The organism is Nocardia sp. NBC_01377 (genome assembly GCF_045040005.1).
In the GTDB taxonomy this organism is placed as follows: Bacteria; Actinomycetota; Actinomycetes; order Mycobacteriales; family Mycobacteriaceae; genus Nocardia; species Nocardia noduli.
Genome location: NZ_CP109566.1, coordinates 6596902 through 6618944, shown reverse-complemented (window position 1 = coordinate 6618944; position 22043 = coordinate 6596902). Strand labels below are relative to the sequence as shown.

Annotated in this window: 4 protein-coding genes (1 of these 4 running past the window's edge); all 4 read left to right on the top strand. The window is 69.8% G+C overall.

Annotated features, from left to right (window positions below):
• Positions 1-507 precede the first annotated feature (507 nt).
• The gene (gene mftF, locus OG225_RS30380) at positions 508-1911 is read left to right on the top strand and encodes a mycofactocin biosynthesis glycosyltransferase MftF (RefSeq protein WP_216908246.1); all 1404 of its coding nucleotides are present in this window, start codon (positions 508-510) and stop codon (positions 1909-1911) included.
• A 72-nt stretch (positions 1912-1983) separates the two neighbouring features.
• Complete coding sequence (gene mftG, locus OG225_RS30375) at positions 1984-3471, top strand: mycofactocin system GMC family oxidoreductase MftG (RefSeq protein WP_405178351.1); 1488 nt, start codon at positions 1984-1986, stop codon at positions 3469-3471.
• Between the two features lie 182 nt (positions 3472-3653).
• The gene (locus OG225_RS30370; protein ID WP_405178350.1) at positions 3654-4979 is read left to right on the top strand and encodes a transcriptional regulator; all 1326 of its coding nucleotides are present in this window, start codon (positions 3654-3656) and stop codon (positions 4977-4979) included.
• Positions 4980-5471: 492 nt separating this feature from the next.
• A protein-coding gene (locus OG225_RS30365) for a non-ribosomal peptide synthase/polyketide synthase (RefSeq protein ID WP_405178349.1) crosses the window boundary here: on the top strand, positions 5472-22043 show its 5' portion. 1380 nt of this gene lie beyond the right edge of the window; only the first 16572 of its 17952 coding nucleotides appear in the window; the start codon lies at positions 5472-5474; its stop codon lies off the right edge, out of view.

The window sequence follows — 22043 nt, the reverse complement described above, 5'->3', positions numbered from 1 at the left end:
ACGGGGCGCTCGCGGGTTTTCTGCGCCCGCGGCGGCGCAGGCCGTCCGGCCCGACGCGGGGGTGGTCCCGCGGTCGGACGGTGCTGTGCCAGTCGTGCGGATCGTCGCGGCTCGGCTGTGCCCTCGTTTCCGGAATCGGCGGGGTGCGCCGTCGCTTCGGTTCCGCGTCGTGTTCGGTGGGTTTCGGTGGGTTTCGGTACCGAGGAGGGGCGTTGCGGAATTCGGTTCTTGGCACGACTCGCCGTGGCGGCGTGCGTGTCGCGGGTTCGGTTGTCGCCGACCCCGATTGCCGGGGATGCGCTGGCACTGTGAGACGGCACCGGGGTTCGGGCGCTGTCCGTCGATTGCCGTCGCGTTGCGGTGGGCGAGAGATCGAGTTCTGGCAACCATTTCGCAAACCTATTTTCGCGAGCGGGGGAGAGCTCGACGGACAGGATCACGCGGAATTCCGTCCTTTTTTCCGTACCGATGATGCCTGCGCGCGAAAGTCCGCCTAGCATGCCAGGAATGCGCCATGATCGCCTGCCCGACGGATTCGGGGTGCGGATCGATCCTCGGGTACGCGCATACTCCGGGGGACGCATCCTCATCGGCGGCTCGCCTGCCCGGTTGCTGCGTCTTGCCCCTGAGGCCGCCGAGATGATCGGTGACGGCTACCTCGAGGTCACCGGCCCGAAGTCCGCCGTTGTTGCCAGACGGCTGCTCGACTCCGGGGTCGGCAATCCGCGGCCCCGTCTGCTGCCGTCCCCGGACGACGTCACGGTGATCGTGCCGCTGCACAACAACGCCGACGGTCTGACCAGGTTGCTGGCAGTGCTGCGCGGGCACAATGTGATCGTCGTCGACGACGGGTCGGACCAGCCGGTGCAGGTTCCGAACAATCGGGGCACCCGCTGCAAGGTCACGGTGCTGCGTCACGACGACAAGCAGGGACCGGCCGCCGCGCGCAACGCGGGCCTGCGGGCCGCGACAACCGAATTCGTCGCCTTCCTCGATTCCGACGTGGTGCCGCGCAGCGGCTGGCTCGAGGTGATGCTCGGGCATTTCAGCGATCCGGAGGTCGCGCTGGTCGCGCCCCGTATCGTCGCCCTCGATCCGGAGTCGAACGCGCTGGCCAGGTACGAGCACACCCGCTCCTCGCTGGATCTGGGCAGGCGCGAGTCGGCGGTGCATTCGCGCGGCGTGATCTCCTACGTGCCGAGTGCGGCGCTGCTCGTACGACGGCGCGCGCTGCTCGCCGAGGGCGGTTTCGATGAATCCATGCAGGTGGCCGAGGATGTCGACCTGTGCTGGCGGCTGGAGCAGGCGGGCTGGCGGCTGCGCTACGAACCCGCCGCCCACGTGGCCCACGACCACCGCATCTCCTTTCGTGCCTGGTTCGGTCGAAAGCTGTTCTACGGCACCGGCGCCGCGCCGCTGGGCGAGCGGCACGATCCGAGTATGGTCTCGCCGCTGTCGGTGCCCTCCTGGACGGTCCTGGCGACGTTCCTGTTCGCCACGCTGTCGAAATGGGGGCTGATCGGCGGACTGATCACCCTCGCGACCGCACTGGTGCGTCTGCGGCGGGTTTTCGCCGAATTGGACAATCCGACCAGAATCGCCGCGATCTATCTCTCGCGCGGGTTCTTCGCCGGACTGTGGCGGCTGGCTTCGGCGATGTGCAGGCACTACTGGCCGGTGACCCTGGTGGCGATGCTGGCCTCGCGCCGGATCCGGCGCATCGCGGTCACCATGGCGGTGGCCGACGGATTGGCCGACTGGTTCACCCATCGTGACGCGGGCGGACTCGATCCGTTCCGGTATCTGGCCTACAAGCGCGTCGATGACATCGCCTACGGCACCGGTCTGTGGCTCGGCGCGTTCCGCGCGCGCAGCCTGGAGGCCCTCAAACCGACCGCACCGCGACGCTGAGACCGCGACGCGGCCTCGGGTGGGTCGTGGCCCACCGCGAGGGCGAAAGGCGGCGGGCCGGATGATGGTGTCGTGGTCGATACGCTGATCGTCGGTGCGGGCACCGCGGGCTGCCTGCTCGCGGCGCGGCTGAGCGCGGATCCCGATCACGTCGTGCGCCTGGTCGAGGCGGGGCAGGTGTGGGGGAGCGCGGATTCGATCCCGCGGGAGGTGCTGCGCGCCGATCTGATGCCCATCGGTCCGGAATCGCCGTGGGTCTGGCGTTATCGGGCGTTGCTGGCGGCGGGCGGCGCCGCGCCCGACACCGTCACCGAACTGGTGCGCGGTCGTTTGCTCGGAGGTTCCGGCGCGATCAACGGCGGCTATTTCGTCCGGGCCCCGGCGGGCGACTTCGCGTCCTGGACCGAGGAATTACGCGGTGACCCATTGCGCGGTGACTCGGATTGGTCGTTCGATTCCGTGCTCCCCGCCTACCGGGATATCGAGCGCGATCATGATTTCGGTTCGGCTCCCGGTCACGGCGCGACGGGTCCGATCCCGGTTCGTCGCGTCACCGATCCGGCCCCCGTCGGTGTCGAATTCACCTCGGCCGCGGCGGCGGCGGGTTTCGCGGAGATAGCGGATCTGAACGCCGTTCACGGCGCGTCGACCGGGTTCGGTCCGGTCCCGTGCAATGTCGAGGCGGGATCGCGGATCGGAACCGCGACGGCCTGCCTGCTGCCCGCGCTGTCGCGGCCCAATCTGAGCGTCTCCGGCGGAATCCTGGTGACGCGCATCCGATTCCACGGTACGAGGGCCGTCGGTATCGATTATAGGGCCGGTGAGTTCAGCGGCACGATCGAGGCCGATCGCGTGGTGGTGTGCGCGGGGGCGGTGGAATCGGCGGCATTGCTGCTGCGTTCCGGGATCGGTATGCCCGCGCAGCTGCGCGAGCTGGGCATTCCGGTGATCTCCGAAGCGCCGACAGGTGCCTGGTTCAGCGACCATCCCGAGATCGGTGTCGAATACGGACTCGATATCGGGCCTGCCCGCCCCGGTGTCCCGCTGGAGTACGTGCTGACGCTCGACGACATCGAGATCCGCCCGTACTCGATCCCGTTCACCCCGGAGCTGGGAATCCATCGGCTCGGGGTCGCGCTGATGCGCCCGCATTCCTCCGGTGTGCTGCGGCTGCGCGGCGCGGATCCGCGATATCCGCCGGTGCTGGAGCATCGGTATCTGTCCGCGGAATACGACAGGACCGCGCTGGCGGCCGCGGTCGATCTCGCCGGTGACGTGCTGGCGCGGATACCGGGGGCGCGGATCGACTCGATTCCGCGCGGCGGTGCGGATTCGGCGTGGCTGCGCGCGAATCTCGGTACCTCGCAACATCTGTCCGGTACGTGCAGAATGGGCGTCGACGCGGACGAGCGCGCGGTGGTCGATCCGAGGTGCCGGGTGCGCGGAGTGTCCGGGTTGTCCGTCGTCGATCTGTCCGTGGTGCCGGTGCCGCTGAGCCGGGGACCGCAGGCCACCGTGATGATGATCGCCGAACGCGCTGCGGGATACCTCACATCCTAATGTGAAAGACGAATAGGTCACATTTGCCGACGGTATCCGCGCGATGTGACCTGGCGGACAAAGAACTCCAACCGCCCCTGCCTGGGAATACTCGCCGGTACAGTCTGGGGCGGAAAGAAAGGCAAATGGTCAGCAATTCAGCAGGTGGGCGGCACCCACGGCGAAGCGGCAGCAGAGAATCGGTGGAACCGGGCACGCAGCTCGGCGCACTCGAAGCCTATGCCGCACAAGCACATGGATATCTCGGCGCGGGTGGTGAAGAACTGTCGCAGCTGGCCGGTCTGTTGCGTCCCCTGGTTCTCGAATCCTGGTTGCGCAGTGTCCGGGGCGGCGTCGACCCGATGGACGTGCTGAACGAACGCGGCCTCCGCGGTACCGACCTCCAGCGCTATCGCGACGCGCATCCGGTCGCCGCGCTGATGCCGCTGATCGATAAATTACTCGTGCAGGACACGGCCAGAACAGGTTTGATCGTCGTCGTCTCCGATCAGTTCGGCCGTGTGCTCTCCATTCACGGCGGCACCGAGCAGGTGAGCGCCGCCGCCGAGACCGGCCTGCGCGCGGGCGACGATCTGAGCGAACGCCGGGTCGGCACGAATGCCGTCGGTCTCGTCGTGCGCACCGGGCGGGCGGCGTGGATCCACGGACCGGAACATTTCCTGCATCGCATGCACCAGATCACCGGGGCCGCCGCCCCGGTCCACGATCCGGACGGCAGGTTGGTCTGCGTGCTGATGATCGCGGGCGGGGTCCGCGTGGCGAAGCCGGAAATCCTCGCCCTGGTCAAGGCCGCGGCCACCGCCGCCGAGATGGATCTGCTGCTTTCGGCCATGCGCGCCGGTCGACCGGGGTCGGGACGCAACGGTGAGCGCGGCTCCGCGGTGGGCGACGCGGGCAGGCTCGGGCTCGACGTCTTGGGTCTGGGCCAGCCGCAGTTGACCATCGCGGGTGACCGGGTTCCGTTGTCGCAGCGCCACGCCGAGATCCTGTTGCTGCTGGCCGAACATCCCGAGGGTCTCGGCGCCGACCATCTGGCGCTGCTGCTCGACGACACCGATCTGGACAACGGCACGATCCGCGCCGCCATGTCGCGTTTGCGCGCGGTCATCGGGTCGACCGTCGTCGGTTCGCGCCCATACCGCCTGCGGGTTCCGGTCGCAACCGATGTCGACGAACTGCGCGTTGCTCTGGATTCCGGTGATGTCGATTACGCATTACGGCTCTACGCCGGTCCGGTGCTGCCCCGATCGACCGCTCCGGGCATTGTGGATCTCCGCGACGAGCTCCGGGTGCGGTTGCGCACCGCCGTGCTCAGTTCGGGTGATTCCGGGGTCCTGCGCCGGTGGACCGAGGCCCCCGAGGGACGTGACGACGCGACGGCCTGGGCCGCCTACCGGGCGACCGTCGAGCGCGACTCCCCGCTATATGCCCAGATAGAGGCCAAGATTCGGGTCCTCGATCGACGCATGGGCGCGGATGCAACGCAGATGCAACGTTTCGGCTCATAGTCTGCACTTCAAAGAGTGTGACAACTCACATCGTCGCCGGTACGGCGGCCTCTGGTCAGGCCCTGCCTCGGGTTTCGAGCCGTCGTGCTCATCTGAACAAGCGTCCAGAAGTTTTTGCCGGATTTGGTTCCTTTTTATTAACTTTGGGCCTAGTGTTCGCAATGCACGGCTCATTTCCGTGTGATGTAGGGAACACGGCCGAGGCGCGGGACCGGCGTCGTGGCAGCGGAGTTGGAGGAACGATCACGGGCTTGGCACAACCCGTCGGCGGCAGGAGTTCGCCACGGACGTGACCGCGGAGGTCACGAACTCGTTTTCACGTAATCAATCGGATCCCCGCGTCGGTGACGTACCCGCGTCCCGCGCATTCGCCGAATACCCACCGGTGGCACACACGCCCGGCATTCCGGATCGCCCGATCCGGCGCGGGCTCTCTCGATGCTGCCCGAAAACATTCGGCCGGAAGTTGTTTCACCAAACGAGGAGGCTCTGGTGCACGGTACGGAGTTGGGTGGGTTCAACGCGCGGCCGAAGGCGGACGCCGATACCTCGACAACCGAGCCGATTCCGTTTCCGCTCGCGCCCGCGCAACTGGGACTCTGGTACGCGCAACTCCTCGATCCCGGCGTGCCGATCAATATCGCGCAGTACGTCGACATCAGGGGCGATCTGGATACCGCGGTGCTCGAAGAGGTTTCGCGCGAAGCGGCACTGGACTACGAGTCGACGCTGGTCCGCCTCGGCGCGGGCGACGGCACTCCGCACCAGATCGTCGATCCCGCCTTGACGATCGACATCCCCCTCATCGACTTCCGGGACCACATCGACCCGGTGGCGGCCGCCGACGAATGGATGCGCGCCGACGCGGGCGCACCGGTCGACCTGCTGCGCGACCGTCTCTTCGCGGGCGCGGTGCTGCGGGTCGCCGACCAGCGGTATTTCTGGTACCTGCGCGCCCATCACATCGTGCTCGACGGATTCGGCGCGCTGACCAACACCATGCGCGTGGCCGAGCGCTACACCGCGAGAATGCACGGCACCGAACTCGAATCCGTGCGACCAGGCACCGTGCGGGCGCTGGTCGAGGGCGAACTCTCCTACCGCGACAGCGCCAGATTCGACTCCGATCGCGCGCACTGGGCCCAGCGGGTGGCCGGGCTCGACGCGCCGACCAGTCTGGACGGTCGAACCGCGCCGCGGGCGGCCAACAACCTGATCGTCGGGCGCGCGCTGCCGCAGCGACTCGTCGACCAGCTCGACGGCCGTGCCGCGAGCCAGGATTCGACCATCGCCGTGGTACTGCTCGCCGCCTTCGCCGGTTATCTCGGCCGGATCACCGATCGCGACGACGTGGTGCTCAGCCTGCCGGTGACCGCGCGCACCACCGCGGTCATGCGACGTTCGGCGGGCATGCTGTCCAATATCGTGCCCCTGCGCGTCGCCGTCGGTGCCGGTGTGAGCTGGGGTGAACTGTTGCGCGCCACCAGGGTCGAAGTGGCGGGCGCGCTGCGTCATCAGCGCTACCGGCACGAGGACATCCGCCGCGACGCCGAACACGACGGCAGACCCGCGCGCCGCGCGCTGTTCGGTCCGATCGCCAACATCATGCTGTTCCGCAGCGATCTCGCGCTCGGCGACACCGTCGGCCGCTACCACGTGCTGTCCACCGGTCCGGTGGAAGATCTGAGTCTCAACGTCTACTACGGCGAACGCGACAGTGTGCACGTGGATTTCGAGGCGAATCCGCATCTCTACGCCGACGACGACCTCGCCCGTCATCACGCGCGCTTCCTGAGCTACCTGCGACGGCTCGCCGATGCCGATCTCGACGACGCGGTCGTCGACATCGCGGTCGCGACCGAACTGGAAGTCGAGGTGAGCACCAGGATCTGGAACGCCACCGCCTTCGACGTGGCCGCCGCGGTCGACGAAGGCACCGGCGCACCCGTGACGTTGGTGTCGATGTTCGACGCGCAGGCCGTGCGCACCCCGGGCGCGCTCGCGCTGCGCGCCGCCTCCGAGCCCGGCCTGACCTATCGCGAACTCGCGGGACGCATCCACAAGCTGGCGCGCCATCTGATCGCCTCCGGTGTCGGTCCGGAGACGGTGGTAGCGCTGCACCTGCGGCGTTCGACCGATCTGGTCGTCGCGATGTACGCGGTACTGGCGGCAGGTGGCGCGTACCTGCCGCTCGATCCGGACCACCCCGTCGAACGCACCGCGCACATTCTCGCCACCGCCCGCCCGGTCTGTGTGCTCGCCACCGAAACCTCGGACATATCAGAACTTTCCGGAACTCCGCTGGTTCACGTCGAACGGCTCGACCTGTCGGGATTCTCCGACGCGCCGATCCGCGACGGCGAGCGTCTCGCGGCGCTGCGACCGGCCCATCCCGCCTACGTCCTGTTCACCTCCGGCTCGACCGGACTGCCCAAGGGCGTCACGATCACCCACGAGGCCGTCGTGAACCGGCTGGTGTGGATGCAGCGGACCTACCGGGTGTCCGCCGACGACGTGGTGCTCCAGAAGACCCCGGCCACCTTCGACGTGTCGGTCTGGGAATTCTTCTGGCCCTTGCAGATCGGCGCGGTCCTCGTACTCGCCGCACCCGACGGGCACCGCGACCCGGCCTACCTGCGTGCGGTCATCGCCGAATACGGCGTGACCATCGCGCATTTCGTACCGTCGATGCTGGAGGCGTTCCTCGCGCACCGGGATATCGAATGTGCCACTTCACTGCGTGCGGTATTCGCCTCCGGCGAGGCGTTGCCCGCGCAGTTGGCGCAACGTCTGCGCGTGCTGACGGGTGCGACGCTGCACAACCTCTATGGACCCACCGAGGCCGCGGTCGACGTCACCTTCCACGAAGTGACCGACGCCGACACCGTCTCGGTGCCGATCGGCGCACCGGTATTCAATACCGGGCTCTACGTGCTCGATTCGCGGCTGCGGCCCGCGCCGATCGGAGCTCCGGGTGAGCTGTATCTGTCGGGGGTACAGCTCGCTCGGGGTTATCTCGCGCGACCCGGACTGACCGCCGGACGCTTCCTCCCCGACCCCTTCGCCGGACCGGACGGCCCGTCCGCGATCGGCGCGCGGATGTACCGCACCGGTGATCTGGTGCGCTGGAACGCCAACGGTGAACTGGAATACTTGGGCCGCACGGACTTCCAGGTGAAGCTGCGCGGTCTGCGGATCGAACTCGGCGAGATCGAAGCGGTGCTCGGCGCCGTGGATTCGGTGGTGCGCGCGGTGGTCGTCGTCCGCGACGACGCAGGCGCGGGTGAACAACTGGTCGCCTACGCGGTGGAATCAGAACCGGGCACGGTGTCGGCCGCCCACCTGCGCGCCGCCGCGACACGCGCGCTGCCCGGTTACATGGTGCCCTCGGCCTACGTCGTCCTCGACGCGCTGCCGGTCAACGCCTCCGGCAAACTCGACCGCGCCGCGCTGCCCGCGCCGGAACGGGCCGCGATCGAGTACCGCGCACCGGTCACGGCGGTGCAGCGGGCCGTCGCGTCGGCCTTCGCCGATGTGCTCGGCCGCGAAGGGGTCGGCCTCGACGACGACTTCTTCGCACTCGGTGGCAACAGTCTGGTGGCGACCAGGGTGGCCGCGCGATTGAGCGCCGAACTGGGCTGCCTGCTCGGGGTGCGCGAATTGTTCACCGCGACCACGGTGTCCGAACTCGCCGAACTGATCGAGGCCGCGGGCGGCAGCGGTGGTATCGCCACGACCGCGCGGCTGCGGGCGCGCCCGAGGCCGCCGCTGGTTCCGCTCTCACCCGCGCAGCAGCGCATCTGGTTCCTGAACCGCTTCGAACGGGCCGGGGCCGGATACAACATGCCCTTCGTCGTGCGGATGCGCGGGGAGGTCGACCTGTCCGCGCTGCGTTCGGCCATCGGTGACGTGGTCGAACGCCACGAGATTCTGCGCACGCTGTTCCCCGCGCTGCCGATCGGCCATCCCGACGGTGTCGCCGCGCAGCAGATCGTGCCCGAAGTGGTGGTGACCGACGAACCGGAGCCCATCGCCGCCGCGGCACTGGACCGAACACTGTCCGCCTTCGCCGCGACCGGTTTCGACCTGGAACGCGAGATCCCCTTCCGCGTAAGAATTCTCACCGTGGACGACGGCGGTGTCGCGCTCGCGCTGGTTCTGCACCACATCGCCGCGGACGGCCTCTCGCTGCGTGTGCTCGCCCGTGACGTGATGCGCGCCTACGGCTCTCGCTGCCGCGGCGTCGAACCGCAGTGGTCGCCGTTGTCGGTGCAGTACGCGGACTACAGCCTGTGGCATCGCGAGGTACTCGGCGCACCCGACGACGCGGACGCGCCGCTGTCCCGGCAGCTGGCGTACTGGACCGAAACCCTCGTGGGCGCACCGGAACAACTCGACCTGCCCGTCGATCGCGCGCGTGCCGCCACCGCGTCCGGGCGCGGTGCGGTGCACCGGTTCGAGATGCCGGGCGCGTTGGTCGCCGGAATCGCCGATATCGCCCGGGCACACGGCGTCTCGGCCTTCATGGTGTTGCACGGCGCGTTGACCGCGCTGCTGTCCCGGGTCACCGGCGGCACCGACATCGTGATCGGCACCCCCGTCGCCGGCCGCGGTGAGCGGGCCCTGGACGAACTCATCGGTATGTTCGTCAACACCCTCGTCCTGCGGACCGCCGTCGACCCGGCCGAACCGTTCTCCGCGCTGCTCGCACGGGTACGTGACACCGATCTGGCGGCCTACGGCCACGCCGACCTGCCGTTCGAGCAGTTGGTCGAAGCGATCAACCCCATGCGCTCGCAGGCCAGACACCCGCTGTTCCAAGTGATGCTCGCCTTCGACAACGCCGCCGCGATCGAATTCGCGCTGCCGGGTCTGACGGTGTCCACCGAGGTCATCGACACCGGCGTGACCAAATTCGATCTCCAGCTCACCGTCACCGGCGGATTCACCGGCGCGGACCCCGTGCCCGCGGAATTCGCCTACGCCACCGATCTTTTCGACGCACAGACGATCGTGGAGCTGTCAGGGTGGTTGCTGCGGCTGCTCGGAGGGCTCGTCGCCGACGTGGACGCGGTAGTCGGTGACCTGCCGCTGCTCGACGAGGTCGAGTGTGCTCGCCTGATCGCTCTCGGTAAGTCCGCCCCGGACGCCGTCGTCGGTGATGTGTCGCTGCTCGATGAGGTCGAGCATGGTGTGCGTGGCGGTTCGGCAGCCTCCCCTGGCAACAGCATCCGCGACGTGGATGCCGTGGTCGGAAACCTGCCCCTGCTCGACCGCATGACCGAGCGCGCGGAGAACACCGTCCTGGACGCGTTCACCGACCAGGTGAACCGCACTCCCGACGCCGTCGCCCTCGCCGATGGTGATCGCGTCTACACCTACGCCGAGTTCGCCGCCGAGGTGAACCGCTTGGCGCGCATGCTGATCGGCGCCGGTGTCGGTCCGGAGACCAGGGTCGTGCTCGGGATGCGGCGCTCGGCGGAATTCGTCACCGCCGTCTACGCGGTGCTCACGGCGGGCGGCGCGTATGTGCCGGTCGACCCCGACCAGCCGGGCGCGCGCCTGGCGCGGGTCCTGGCGCAGGCGGGACCGGTCTGTGTGCTGACGCGTGCGGCCGACGGCTGGGATATCGATGACCCCGAGGTTCCGGTGCTGGTGGCCGACCGGATCGACCGGAACGGCGACGCCGGGCCGGTGCGCGACTCCGAGCGGCTCGGTCCGCTGCGGTCGGCCAACGCGGCCTACCTCCTGTTCACCTCCGGGTCGACCGGACTTCCCAAGGGTGTCGCGGTCCAGCACGGGTCGGTGGCGAACCAGGTGCGCTGGATCGCCGACGAATACGCGATCGGTCCCGCCGACAGCGTGCTGTTCAAGACCCCGGCGACCTTCGACGTCTCGGTGTGGGAACTGTTCGCCCCGCTCACCAGGGGCGCGCGACTGGTCGTCGCCGAACACGACGGGCACCGCGACGCCGCCTACCTCGCTTCGACCATCGCGGCCGATCGGGTCACGATGACCTCCTTCGTGCCGTCCATGCTGACGGTGTTCGCCGCTGTCGCCGCGCCCGCCGCGCTCACCTCGCTGCGGACGGTCTTCGTCGCGGGCGAGGCGATGACCGGCGAAGCCGCGGCGGCCTTCGCGGCGGTGTGCCGCGCCGAACTGCACAATCTGTACGGCCCGACGGAATTCACCGTGCACGCCACCCACGCCCCCGTCGACGTGCGGGCCAGCGGCCCGGTGCCGATCGGTCGGCCCGTCGCCGAGAGCCGGGTCCTGGTGCTGGACGCGCGGTTGCGCCCGGTGCCCGATTCGGTGGTGGGCGAGCTGTATCTGTCCGGCGTGCAGGTGGCGCGCGGATACCACGGCAGGTCCGGCCAGTCCGCGCAACGTTTCGTCGCCGACCCGTACGGTCCGGCGGGCGCGCGGATGTACCGGACCGGTGATCTGGTGCGCCGCAACCGTCGCGGTGCGCTGGAATATCTCGGACGCGGTGACTCCCAGGTGAAACTGCGCGGCCAGCGCATCGAACTCGGCGAGATCGAGGCCGCGCTGCTCACCGACGCCGCCGTCACGGCGGCCGCGGTGCGGGTGCACACCGGCCCGGCGGGTGAACTGCTGGTCGCGTACGTGGTGACCGATCTCGACGACGCCCGGGTCGGCGCGATGCTGGGGGAGCGGCTGCGCGAGGTGCTGCCCTCGTACATGGTGCCCGGCGCGTTCGTCCCGCTCGCGGCGATGCCGTTGACGAGTTCGGGCAAACTCGATCGCGCGGCGCTGCCGGAACCGGTACTGACCGCCGCGACCTACCGTGCTCCCGAGACCGAATACGAACGGCTGGTCGCGTCCGAATTCGCCGGGGTGCTCGGCCTGGACCGGGTCGGGCTCGATGACGATTTCTTCGCACTCGGCGGGAATTCGCTGGTGGCGACCCAGATCGCGGCCCGGCTGGCGGCGGCGATCGGCGCGGACGTCCCGGTCCGCATGCTGTTCGAACGTCCCACGGTCGGCGCGCTGGCCGGGCAGCTGCCCGAACCCGGCGCCACGCCGATCCGTCCCGCGCTGGTCGCCGGGGCCAGACCGGAGATCGTGCCGCTGTCGTATGCCCAGCAGCGGATGTGGTTCCTGAACCAGCTCGACGGTGATTCCGTCGCGAACAACCTCGTCGCCGCGATGCGGCTGCGCGGTGTGCTCGACCATCCGGCACTGACCGCGGCCGTCGCCGATCTGGTCGCCAGGCACGAGACGCTGCGCACGAGATACCCCGCCGTCGACGGGATCGCGCGCCAGGAAGTGTTCGCCGCCTACGCGGTGACCTTCGACCTCACCCCCGAACCCGTCGCGGCGGCGCGACTGAGCGAACGCGTCGCGGCGACGGCCGCCGTGCCGTTCGCGGTGGACATCGAGCCACCGATCCGGCTGGCGCTGCTGCGGATCGATCCCGCCGAACACGTGCTCGTCGTCTCCATGCATCACATCGCCGCCGACGGCTGGTCCATCGCACCGCTGACCCGAGACCTGATGCGCGCCTACGCCGCTCGGCACGGAGGAGCAGCGCCCGACTGGTCGCCGCTGCCCGCGCAGTACGCGGATTTCACCCTGTGGCAGCGGGATACGCTCGGCTCCGAGGACGATCCGGACTCGCCGATCGCCTCCCAGATCCGTTTCTGGTCGGCCGAACTCGCCGAGCTGCCCGAGGTGCTCACGCTGCCGACCGATCGCCCGCGCCCACCCGTCGCCTCCGGCCGTGGCGCGCGGCACGGTTTCACCGTCGACGCGCGGACCCATCGTCGGCTGGAAGCCATCGCGGCCGAGGCCAACGCGTCGCTGTTCATGGTGTGCCACACCGCCTTCGCGGTACTGCTGGCGACGCTGTCCGGACAGCGCGACATCCCGATCGGCACACCGGTGGCCGGTCGCGGTGACCGGGCCATCGACGATCTGGTCGGCATGTTCGTCAACACCCTGGTCCTGCGTACCGGGGTGCGCCCCGACGGTGCCTTCGCCGACCTGCTCGCGGCGGTGCGCGACGCCGACCTGCGCGCCTTCGAACACGCCGACGTCCCGTTCGAGCGCCTGGTCGAGGCACTCGATCCGCGGCGGTCCACGGCGCGCCACCCGCTGTTCCAGGTGATGCTCGATTTCCAGAACACCGCGCGGACCAGCCTGGATCTGGCCGGACTCGCCGTCTCGGAACTGGAGATCGACAGCGGCACAGCTAAATTCGACCTGCAACTGACACTGCGCGAAGACCTCGGCGCCGGTGGCATCGACGCCGTCTTCGAGTATTCGACCGACCTGTTCGACCCGGAGACCATCGCCTCCTTCGCCACCCGGCTGCTGCGGGTGTTCGACGTGGTCGCCGCCGACCCGGGAACGCCGATCGAACGGATCGACACCCTCTCGTACACCGAGCGCACCCGACTGCTCGATACCTGGAACGCCACCTCCCGCCCGATCGACCCCGCCGCCACCCTGGTCTCTTTGTTCGAGGCGCAGCGCCTGCGTACCCCGGACGCGGTCGCGCTCATCTGCGACGAGATATCGCTGACCTACGCCGAATTCGCGAGCCGGGTCAATCGCCTGGCCCGGCTGCTGATCTCGATCGGCGCGGGCCCCGATCGCACCGTGGCCGTGGCCATGCACCGCTCGGCCGATCTCGTCGTCGCCCTGTACGCCGTGCTGGCGGCGGGCGCGGCCTACGTCCCGCTCGACCCCGAATATCCGGCCGAGCGCATCGGGGACGTGCTGTCGGGCGCACGGCCGGTCTGCGCGCTGAGCCGCGCCGAGGACCACGTCGACTGGCCGGTCGGCGGCGGGCAGTGGGCCGTACTGGACGTGAACGGGTTCGACACCGCCGACTACCCGGACACCCCGCTGTCCGACAGTGACCTGGCCGCCCCGATTCGCCCCGACCACGCCGCCTACGTGCTGTTCACCTCCGGATCGACCGGCCGCCCCAAGGGCGTCGTCGTCTCGCACGCGGCGATCGTCAACCGGTTGGTGTGGATGCAGGACGCCTACCCGCTCACCCCTGACGACGCCGTACTCCAGAAGACCCCTGCCACTTTCGACGTGTCGGTCTGGGAGTTCTTCTGGCCCCTGCAACACGGCGCGCGCCTGGTGGTTGCCGCGCCCGACGGCCACCGCGATCCCGGCTACCTGGCCGAGGTCATCCGGCGCGAACGGGTCACCGTGGCGCATTTCGTGCCGTCGATGCTGTCGGTGTTCGTCGCCGAACCCGCCGTCGCGGACTGCGCCGACCTGCGTCTGGTGTTCTCCTCGGGGGAGGCCCTCGCCCCCGAACCCGCCCACCGCTTGCGGCGCGCGACCGGCGCGCGGGTCCTGAATCTCTACGGACCGACCGAAGCGGCGGTCGATGTCACCCACCACCAGGTGACCGAGGCCGATGTCGACACCGTGCCGATCGGCGTGCCGGTCGCCAATACGCGGGTGTACGTCCTCGACGGCCGGTTGCGTCCGGTCCCGGCCGGTGTGGCGGGCGAGCTGTATCTCGCGGGCGCCCAGCTGGCGCGCGGATACGTCGGACGGGCGGATCTGACGGCCGACCGTTTCGTGGCGAACCCCTTCGGCACACCGGGTGCGCGCATGTACCGGACCGGTGATCTGGCCGCGTGGCGGCGCGACGGTGAGCTGGAATATTTGGGCCGCACCGATTTCCAGGTGAAATTGCGCGGTCTGCGGATCGAACTCGGCGAGATCGAGGCGGCGCTCACCGCGGTCGACGGCGTCGCGCAGGCCGCCGTCGTCGTGCACGAGGGCAGTCGGCTCGTCGGCTACCTCGCCGCGCGCGAGCCCGGCCTGGATCCGGTCGCGGTGCGCGCCGCGCTGACGCGTCGACTACCGGACTACATGATCCCCGCCGCGCTGCTGGTGCTGGCGGAATTCCCGGTCAACGCCTCCGGCAAGCTGGACCGCAGGGCTCTGCCCGCACCGGATCTCGAACCGGTGGTCTTCCGCGCCCCGGCGACCGCGACCCAGCGGACCGTCGCGCGGGTCTTCGCCGAAATCCTCGATTCGGAATCGGACGCGGGCCGGATCGGCCTCGACGACGACTTCTTCGCGCTCGGCGGTAATTCGCTGTCCGCGGCCAGGGTCGCCGCGCGGCTCGGCGCGGCCGTGGACGCGCGGGTGCCGGTGCGCGCGCTGTTCGACGCGTCGACGGTGGCGGCGCTGGCCGACTACGCCGACCTGCTGCGCGGTGACGGCGCGCGGGTCGCCCTCACCGCCCGACCGCGCCCCGAACGGATTCCGCTCGCGCCCGCGCAACAGCGGCTCTGGTTCCTCAACCGTTTCCTCGCCGACGCGGCCGACGGCCCCGGTGACGCGGTCGACAACATCCCCGTCGCCCTGCGGCTGACCGGGCGACTCGACACCGAGGCGCTCGGCGCGGCGCTGGCCGATGTGATCGGCCGCCACGAATCGCTGCGCACCCGCTATCCGGCGGGCGCGGACGGCGCGGAGCAGGTGATCGTCCCCGCCGGACAGGCAGCTGTGCCGCTGTGCCACGAGGCGATCACCGAAGCCGAACTGGCCGGACGGCTCGATGCCTGCGCCGCAGGGACTTTCGACCTCACCGCGGAACTGCCGCTGCGCGCGAATCTGTTCGAGCTGTCCCCGGCCGAGCATGTTCTCGTGCTGGTGCTGCACCACATCAGCGCGGACGGCTTCTCGCTGGCGTCGCTGGCGACGGATCTGCTGTCGGCCTACGCGGCCAGGAGCGCGGGCGTCGCGCCCGAATGGACCACGCTGCCGGTGCAATACGCCGACTACACCCTGTGGCAGCTCGACATGCTCGGCGACGCCGACGATCCCGGCTCCACCGCGCACCGCCAGCGGGAGTTCTGGCGGCGCGCGCTCGCCGGCATTCCCGAACAGCTCGACCTGCCCACCGATCGTCCGCGTCCGGTCGCCACCGGTTTCCGTGGTTGCGCCCACCGGTTCCGCATCGATTCCGACCTGCACAGCGAATTGCGCGAACTGGCGCGCAAACGCGAGACGACCCTGTTCAGCACGGTGCACGCCGCGCTCGCGGTACTGCTCGCCAGGCTGTCGGGCGGGAGCGATATCGCCATCGGAACCCCGGTCGCCGGTCGCGGCGAGGCCGAACTCGACCGGTTGGTCGGCATGTTCGTCAACACCCTGGTGTTGCGCACCGACATCGACCCGAGGGCCCGCTTCGAAACCATTCTCGACACGGTGCGCGGCGCGGATCTCGATGCGCTCTCGCACGCGGATCTGCCGTTCGAGCAGATCGTCGAGCTGATCGCGCCCGCGCGGGCGCAGAACCGGCACCCGCTGTTCCAGGTGGCGCTGAGCTGGCAGAATTTCGCGCTGCCCGCTCTCGAGACGACTGGACTCGTCGTCGCCCCGGTCGAATTCGACACCGTCGCCGCGAAATTCGACCTCCAGCTCACCGTCGTCGAATCCGACGACGCGGGCAGCCGCGCCGACGGCATGGATATCGAGATCGTCTACGCGACCGACCTGTTCGACGCGGGCACCATCGCGGTACTCGCGCGCCGCTTCACCCAGGTACTCGCCGCCATCGCCGCCGACGCCACGGTCGTCGTCGGCGATATCCAATTGCTCAGCGCCGAAGAACAGCACCGTGCCCTCTACGACTGGTCGCGCGCCGGTGTGGCGGCGCTGGCTCCGGCCGGAACCGTCGCCGATCGTTTCGCCTCGGCCGCCGCCATCGATCCGTCGGCACTCGCGGTGCGCTCCGGCTCGGGCACGCTGACCTACGCCGAACTCGACGCCTGGTCCAACCGTCTCGCCCGTCGACTGGTCGCGGCGGGCGTCGGCCCGGAAACGCTGGTCGCGGTGGCGCTCCCGCGTACGACCGAAATGATCGTCGCCCTGCTCGCGGTGCTCAAGGCGGGCGGCGGGTACCTGCCCGTCGACCCGAACTATCCGGCGGACCGGATCGAGTACATGCTCGGCGACGCGCTGCCGATCTGCGCCATCGGCAGTGCCGCGACCGGCCTGCCGCGCGACTGGTTCGGCGGCCCGATACTCGATGTCGCCGCGCCGAACCTCGCCGACATCGACGCGTCCCCCCTGACCGACGCCGATCGCCGCGCGCCGTTGCTGCCCGCGCACACCGCCTACGTCATCTACACCTCGGGTTCCACCGGCAAACCCAAGGGCGTGGTCGTCCCGCACCGCAATCTGCTTCGCCTGCTCGACAACACGGCCGACCGGTTCGACTTCGGACCCTCCGATGTGTGGACGATGTTCCATTCCTACGCCTTCGACTTCTCGGTCTGGGAGGTGTGGGGCGCATTGCTCAACGGCGGCCTGCTCGTCGTGGTCGACTACTTCACCTCGCGCTCGCCCGAGCAGTTCCGCGAACTGCTGATCCGCGAGCGGGTGACGGTGCTGAACCAGACGCCCTCGGCGTTCTACCAGCTGATCGCCGCCGACGCCGCGCGCGAACCCGCCGAATTCGCCTTGCGCTCGGTCGTTTTCGGCGGCGAGGCACTGGAACCGGCGCGCTTGGACGGCTGGTTCGCCCGGTATCCGGACGTGCCGCGCCTGGTGAACATGTACGGCATCACCGAGACCACGGTGCACGTCTCCTACCGGCCGATCGAACCCGGTCACGGCGCGGCGAGCGTCATCGGAGGCCCGATTCCCGGGCTGGTCGTGCGGGTACTCGACGCCAGGCTGCGCCCGTCGCCGGTCGGCGTGCCCGGTGAGATCTACGTCTCCGGTGGCCAGCTCGCGCGCGGCTATCTGGGACGTCCCGGCCTGACCGCGGGCCGGTTCGTCGCCGACCCCTACGCGAGCGACGGTTCACCGGCCTACCGTTCGGGCGATCTCGCCCGCTGGACCGCGGACGGCGAACTGGAATACCTCGGTCGCGCCGACCAGCAGGTCAACCTGCGCGGTTTCCGTATCGAACCCGGTGAGATCGAGGCCGCGCTGCTCGACGCGGGCGCACCCGATATCGGTGAGGCCGTGGTGGTCGTGCGCACCGACCTCGCCGACGAACCCCGGCTGATCGGCTACGTGGTGCGGACACCGTCGCGTCCCGTGGATGTCGCGGCCCTGCGTCAGCGGGTCGCGGGACGACTGCCCGAACACATGGTGCCCGCGGCGATCGTGGTCGTCGACCGGATTCCGTTGACCGTCAACGGGAAACTCGATCGCGCCGCACTGCCCGCACCGCTGTTCGAGAGCACCGCCTACCGCGCGCCGTCGACCCTCGCCGAGGAGATCGTCGCCGGTGTCTTCGCCGAGGTACTCGGTATTCCGGTGGGGGACCGGCAGATCGGCGCCGACGACGACTTCTTCGAACTCGGCGGCAGCTCGCTGCTCGCGGCCAAGGCCGTCGCCCGCGTCGGCGCGGCCCTCGATCGCTCGGTCGGGGTCCGGATGCTGTTCGAGACACCGCGGGTCGCCGACCTCGCGGTCGCGGTGACCGCGGCCGATACGTCCGGACGCACCAGGCCCGCACCGTCGGCGGGCGCGCGCCCGAACCCGATCCCGCTCTCGCCCGCCCAGCAGCGCATGTGGTTCCTCAACCGGTTCGACGGCGCGTCGACCGCCTACAACATCCCATTCGCGCTGCGGCTTTCGGGCACGGTGCGGGTGGCCGCGTTGCAGGCCGCGCTCGGTGACGTGATCGCCAGGCACGAATCGCTGCGCACCAAGTATCCGGAGGTCGACGGGATCGCGACACAGCTGATCGTGCCTGCCGGGCAGGCGGTTCCGGCGCTGTACCCGATCGAGGTGACCGAGGCGGAATTGCCGGGCCGGATCGCCGAACTCGCCGCCACCACCTTCGACGTCGCGGCCGAAGTGCCGATCCGCCTGCGGCTGTGGCGGATCGGCGGCCGGGAGAGCGCGGAATACGTGCTGGCGGCCGTCCTGCACCACATCGCCGCGGACGGCTCGTCGCTCACCCCCTTCGTCCGGGATCTCGTCACGGCCTACGGTGACCGGCTCGACGCCCGCGCCCCGGCCTGGTCGCCGCAGCCGATGCAGTACGCGGATTACGCACTGTGGCAACGGGAACTGCTCGGCGCGGAGACCGATCCGGCCTCACTGGCGTCCGAGCAGATCGGGTACTGGTCCGAGACGCTGGCCGGACTGCCCGATCAACTGACCCTGCCGACCGATCACCCGCGTCCACCGCACCAGAGTCTGCGCGGCGCGAAGGTCGAGTGGACGGTCGACGCCGAGTTGCACGCCGCGCTGGTCTCGGTCGGACGAGCCCGAGGCGCGACACTGTTCATGGTCGTCCAGGCGGCGTTCGCGGCCCTGCTCGCGCGCCTGTCCGGTTCCGCCGATATCGCACTCGGCACCCCGATCGCGGGCCGTGGCGAGGCCGAATTCGACGACGTCATCGGCATGTTCGTCAATACCCTGGTCCTTCGCGCCCGGGTCGACGGCGCGGAATCCTTCGATGATCTGCTCGGGCGGGTGCGCGCCGCCGACGTCGCGGCCTTCTCCCACGCCGACGTCCCGTTCGAGCGTCTGGTCGAAGTGCTGAATCCGGAACGCTCGACCGCGCGGCATCCGCTGTTCCAGGTCGGCTACTCGTTCCAGAACCACGAGCGCCCGGTGCTGCGGCTACCGGGACTCGAGCTCACCCCGATCGAATTCGACAGCGGGATAGCCCAATTCGATCTGCACCTGTTCGCGGTCGATCACTACGACGCCGAAGGCGCGCCCGCCGGAATCGAACTCACCCTCGGTTACGCCACCGACTTGTTCGAACCCGCCACCGCGCACCGCATCGCCGATCAGCTGCGCCGGGTCCTCGTCACGGCGGCCGCGCGGCCGACCACGGCGGCGGGCGATATCGATCTACTGGGGGAGACCGGCCGGGAACGACTGCTGCGCGGCTGGAACCGGACCGCGCATCCGGTGCGGGCCACCACGCTCGCCGACCTGTCCGCCGCCGGGGCGGCCAGGGCGCCGGGGGCGATCGCGCTGGTCGACGCGGCCACCGAACGAACGCTCGGCTATCTGGAATTCGACGCCGCGGTCAACCGGCTGGCCCGCAGGCTCATCGCCGACGGGGTCGGTCCCGAGGCCACGGTCGTGCTGGCCGTGCGCCGTTCGATCGAACTGGTCGTCGCCATGTACGCGGTGGTGCGGGCGGGCGGCGCCTACGTGCCCATCGATCCGGACCACCCCGCCGACCGCATCGCCCACATCGTCGAGACGGCCGACCCGGTCTGCGTCCTCACCACCAGCGCGGACGCCGGTGCGGTGCGCACCGCCGCACCGGTACTCGAGATCGACCGCCTCGATCTCGCGAACCACACCGCCGATCCGATCGATGACGCGGACCGGATCCGCCCGTTGCGGCCCGAACATCCGGCCTATGTCATCTTCACCTCCGGTTCGACCGGTCTGCCCAAGGGCGTGACCATCTCGCACGCGGCGATCGTCAACCAGCTCGCGTGGTTGCGCGACACTTTCCTCCTCGGGTCGCACGACACGGTCCTGTTGAAGACCCCCGCGACCTTCGATCTGTCGGTGTGGGAGTTCTGGTCGCCGCTGACCACCGGCGGGCGGCTGATCGTGACCGAGCCGGGCACCGAACGCGAGCCCGACCGGCTGCGCGCGCTCATGGACCGGTACGGGGTGAGCGTGCTGCACGCGGTGCCCTCGCTGATCGGGCTGCTGCCCGCCGTCGATCCGACGCGACCGCTGCCCGCCACGCTGCGGCACGTGCTCGCGATCGGTGAGGCGCTGCCACCCGCGACGGCGACCGAGTTCCGGCGCGCGGCGGGCGAAGGCACCCGCTTGTGGAATCTCTACGGCCCCACCGAGGCCGCCGTCTCCATCACCGCGTTCGAGGTGGATCACGATCCCGGATACTCGGTACCCATCGGCGCACCCGCCTGGAACAGCCGGGTGTACGTCCTCGATGCCGCGCTGCGGCCGGTGCCCGTCGGGGTCTCGGGCGAGCTGTACCTGGCCGGCAGCCAGCTGGCGCGCGGCTATCGGAACCGGCCCGTGCTGACCGCCGAGCGTTTCGTCGCGAATCCCTTCGTCGCGAACGCCCACGACTCCGAATCCCGCATGTACCGGACCGGGGATATCGTCCGGTGGCGTCCGGACGGCACGCTCGAATACCTCGAGCGCGCCGATTTCCAGGTCCAGATCGGCGGCTTCCGCATCGAACTCGGCGAGGTCGAGACAGCTCTGCGGCGACAGCCGTCGGTGTGCGCCGCCGTCGCGGTGGCGCACCGGGACGCGCGGGCGGGCACACGTCTTGTCGCCTACGCGGCGGTCGGCGAGCACGCCGTCGACGGTCCGGACCTGCGCGCGGCCATCGCGGCCGAACTGCCCGCCTATATGGTTCCCGCCACCGTCGTCACGCTGGCCGAACTCCCGCTCAACGCCAACGGCAAGGTCGACCGGGCCCGGCTGCCCGAACCGGTTTTCCTCGAAGCGGCCTTCCGCGCCCCCGTCACGGCATCCGAGCGCGTGGTCGCCGCCGTATTCGCCGAGGTCATCGGCATCGATGCACTTCGACAAGATCAAAAGGAGCGAGGCGCGGTCGGCATCGACGACGATTTCTTCGCACTCGGCGGCAATTCACTGCTCGCGACCACGGTGGTGGCCCGTCTGGGCGCCGCGCTCGGCGTGCGGGTGCCGGTGGCCGCGGTCTTCGACGCGCCGACGGTGGGTGCGCTGGCCGAGGCGGTCGCGCACCTGGACCCGGACGAGGCCGGACCCCCGCTGGTCCGGCGCGCGAGCACCGGCCCGGTGCCACCCGCACCCGCCCAGCAGCGGATGTGGGTACTCAACCGGCTCGCACCGGATTCGGCCGCCTACAACATCCCGGTGGCCATCCGTCTCACCGGCGAACTGGACACGGCCGTGCTCACCGCGGCGATCACCGACGTGGTCGACCGGCACGAAATCCTGCGCACCCGGTACCCGGACACCGACAACGGCCCGGTGCAGGAGGTGCTGCCCGCCTCGGCGGTGCGGGTCGATCCGACCCCGGTGCCCGTGCCGCCCGGTGACCTCACCGCGCGCATCCGGGAATTCGTCGCCATCGGATTCGATGTC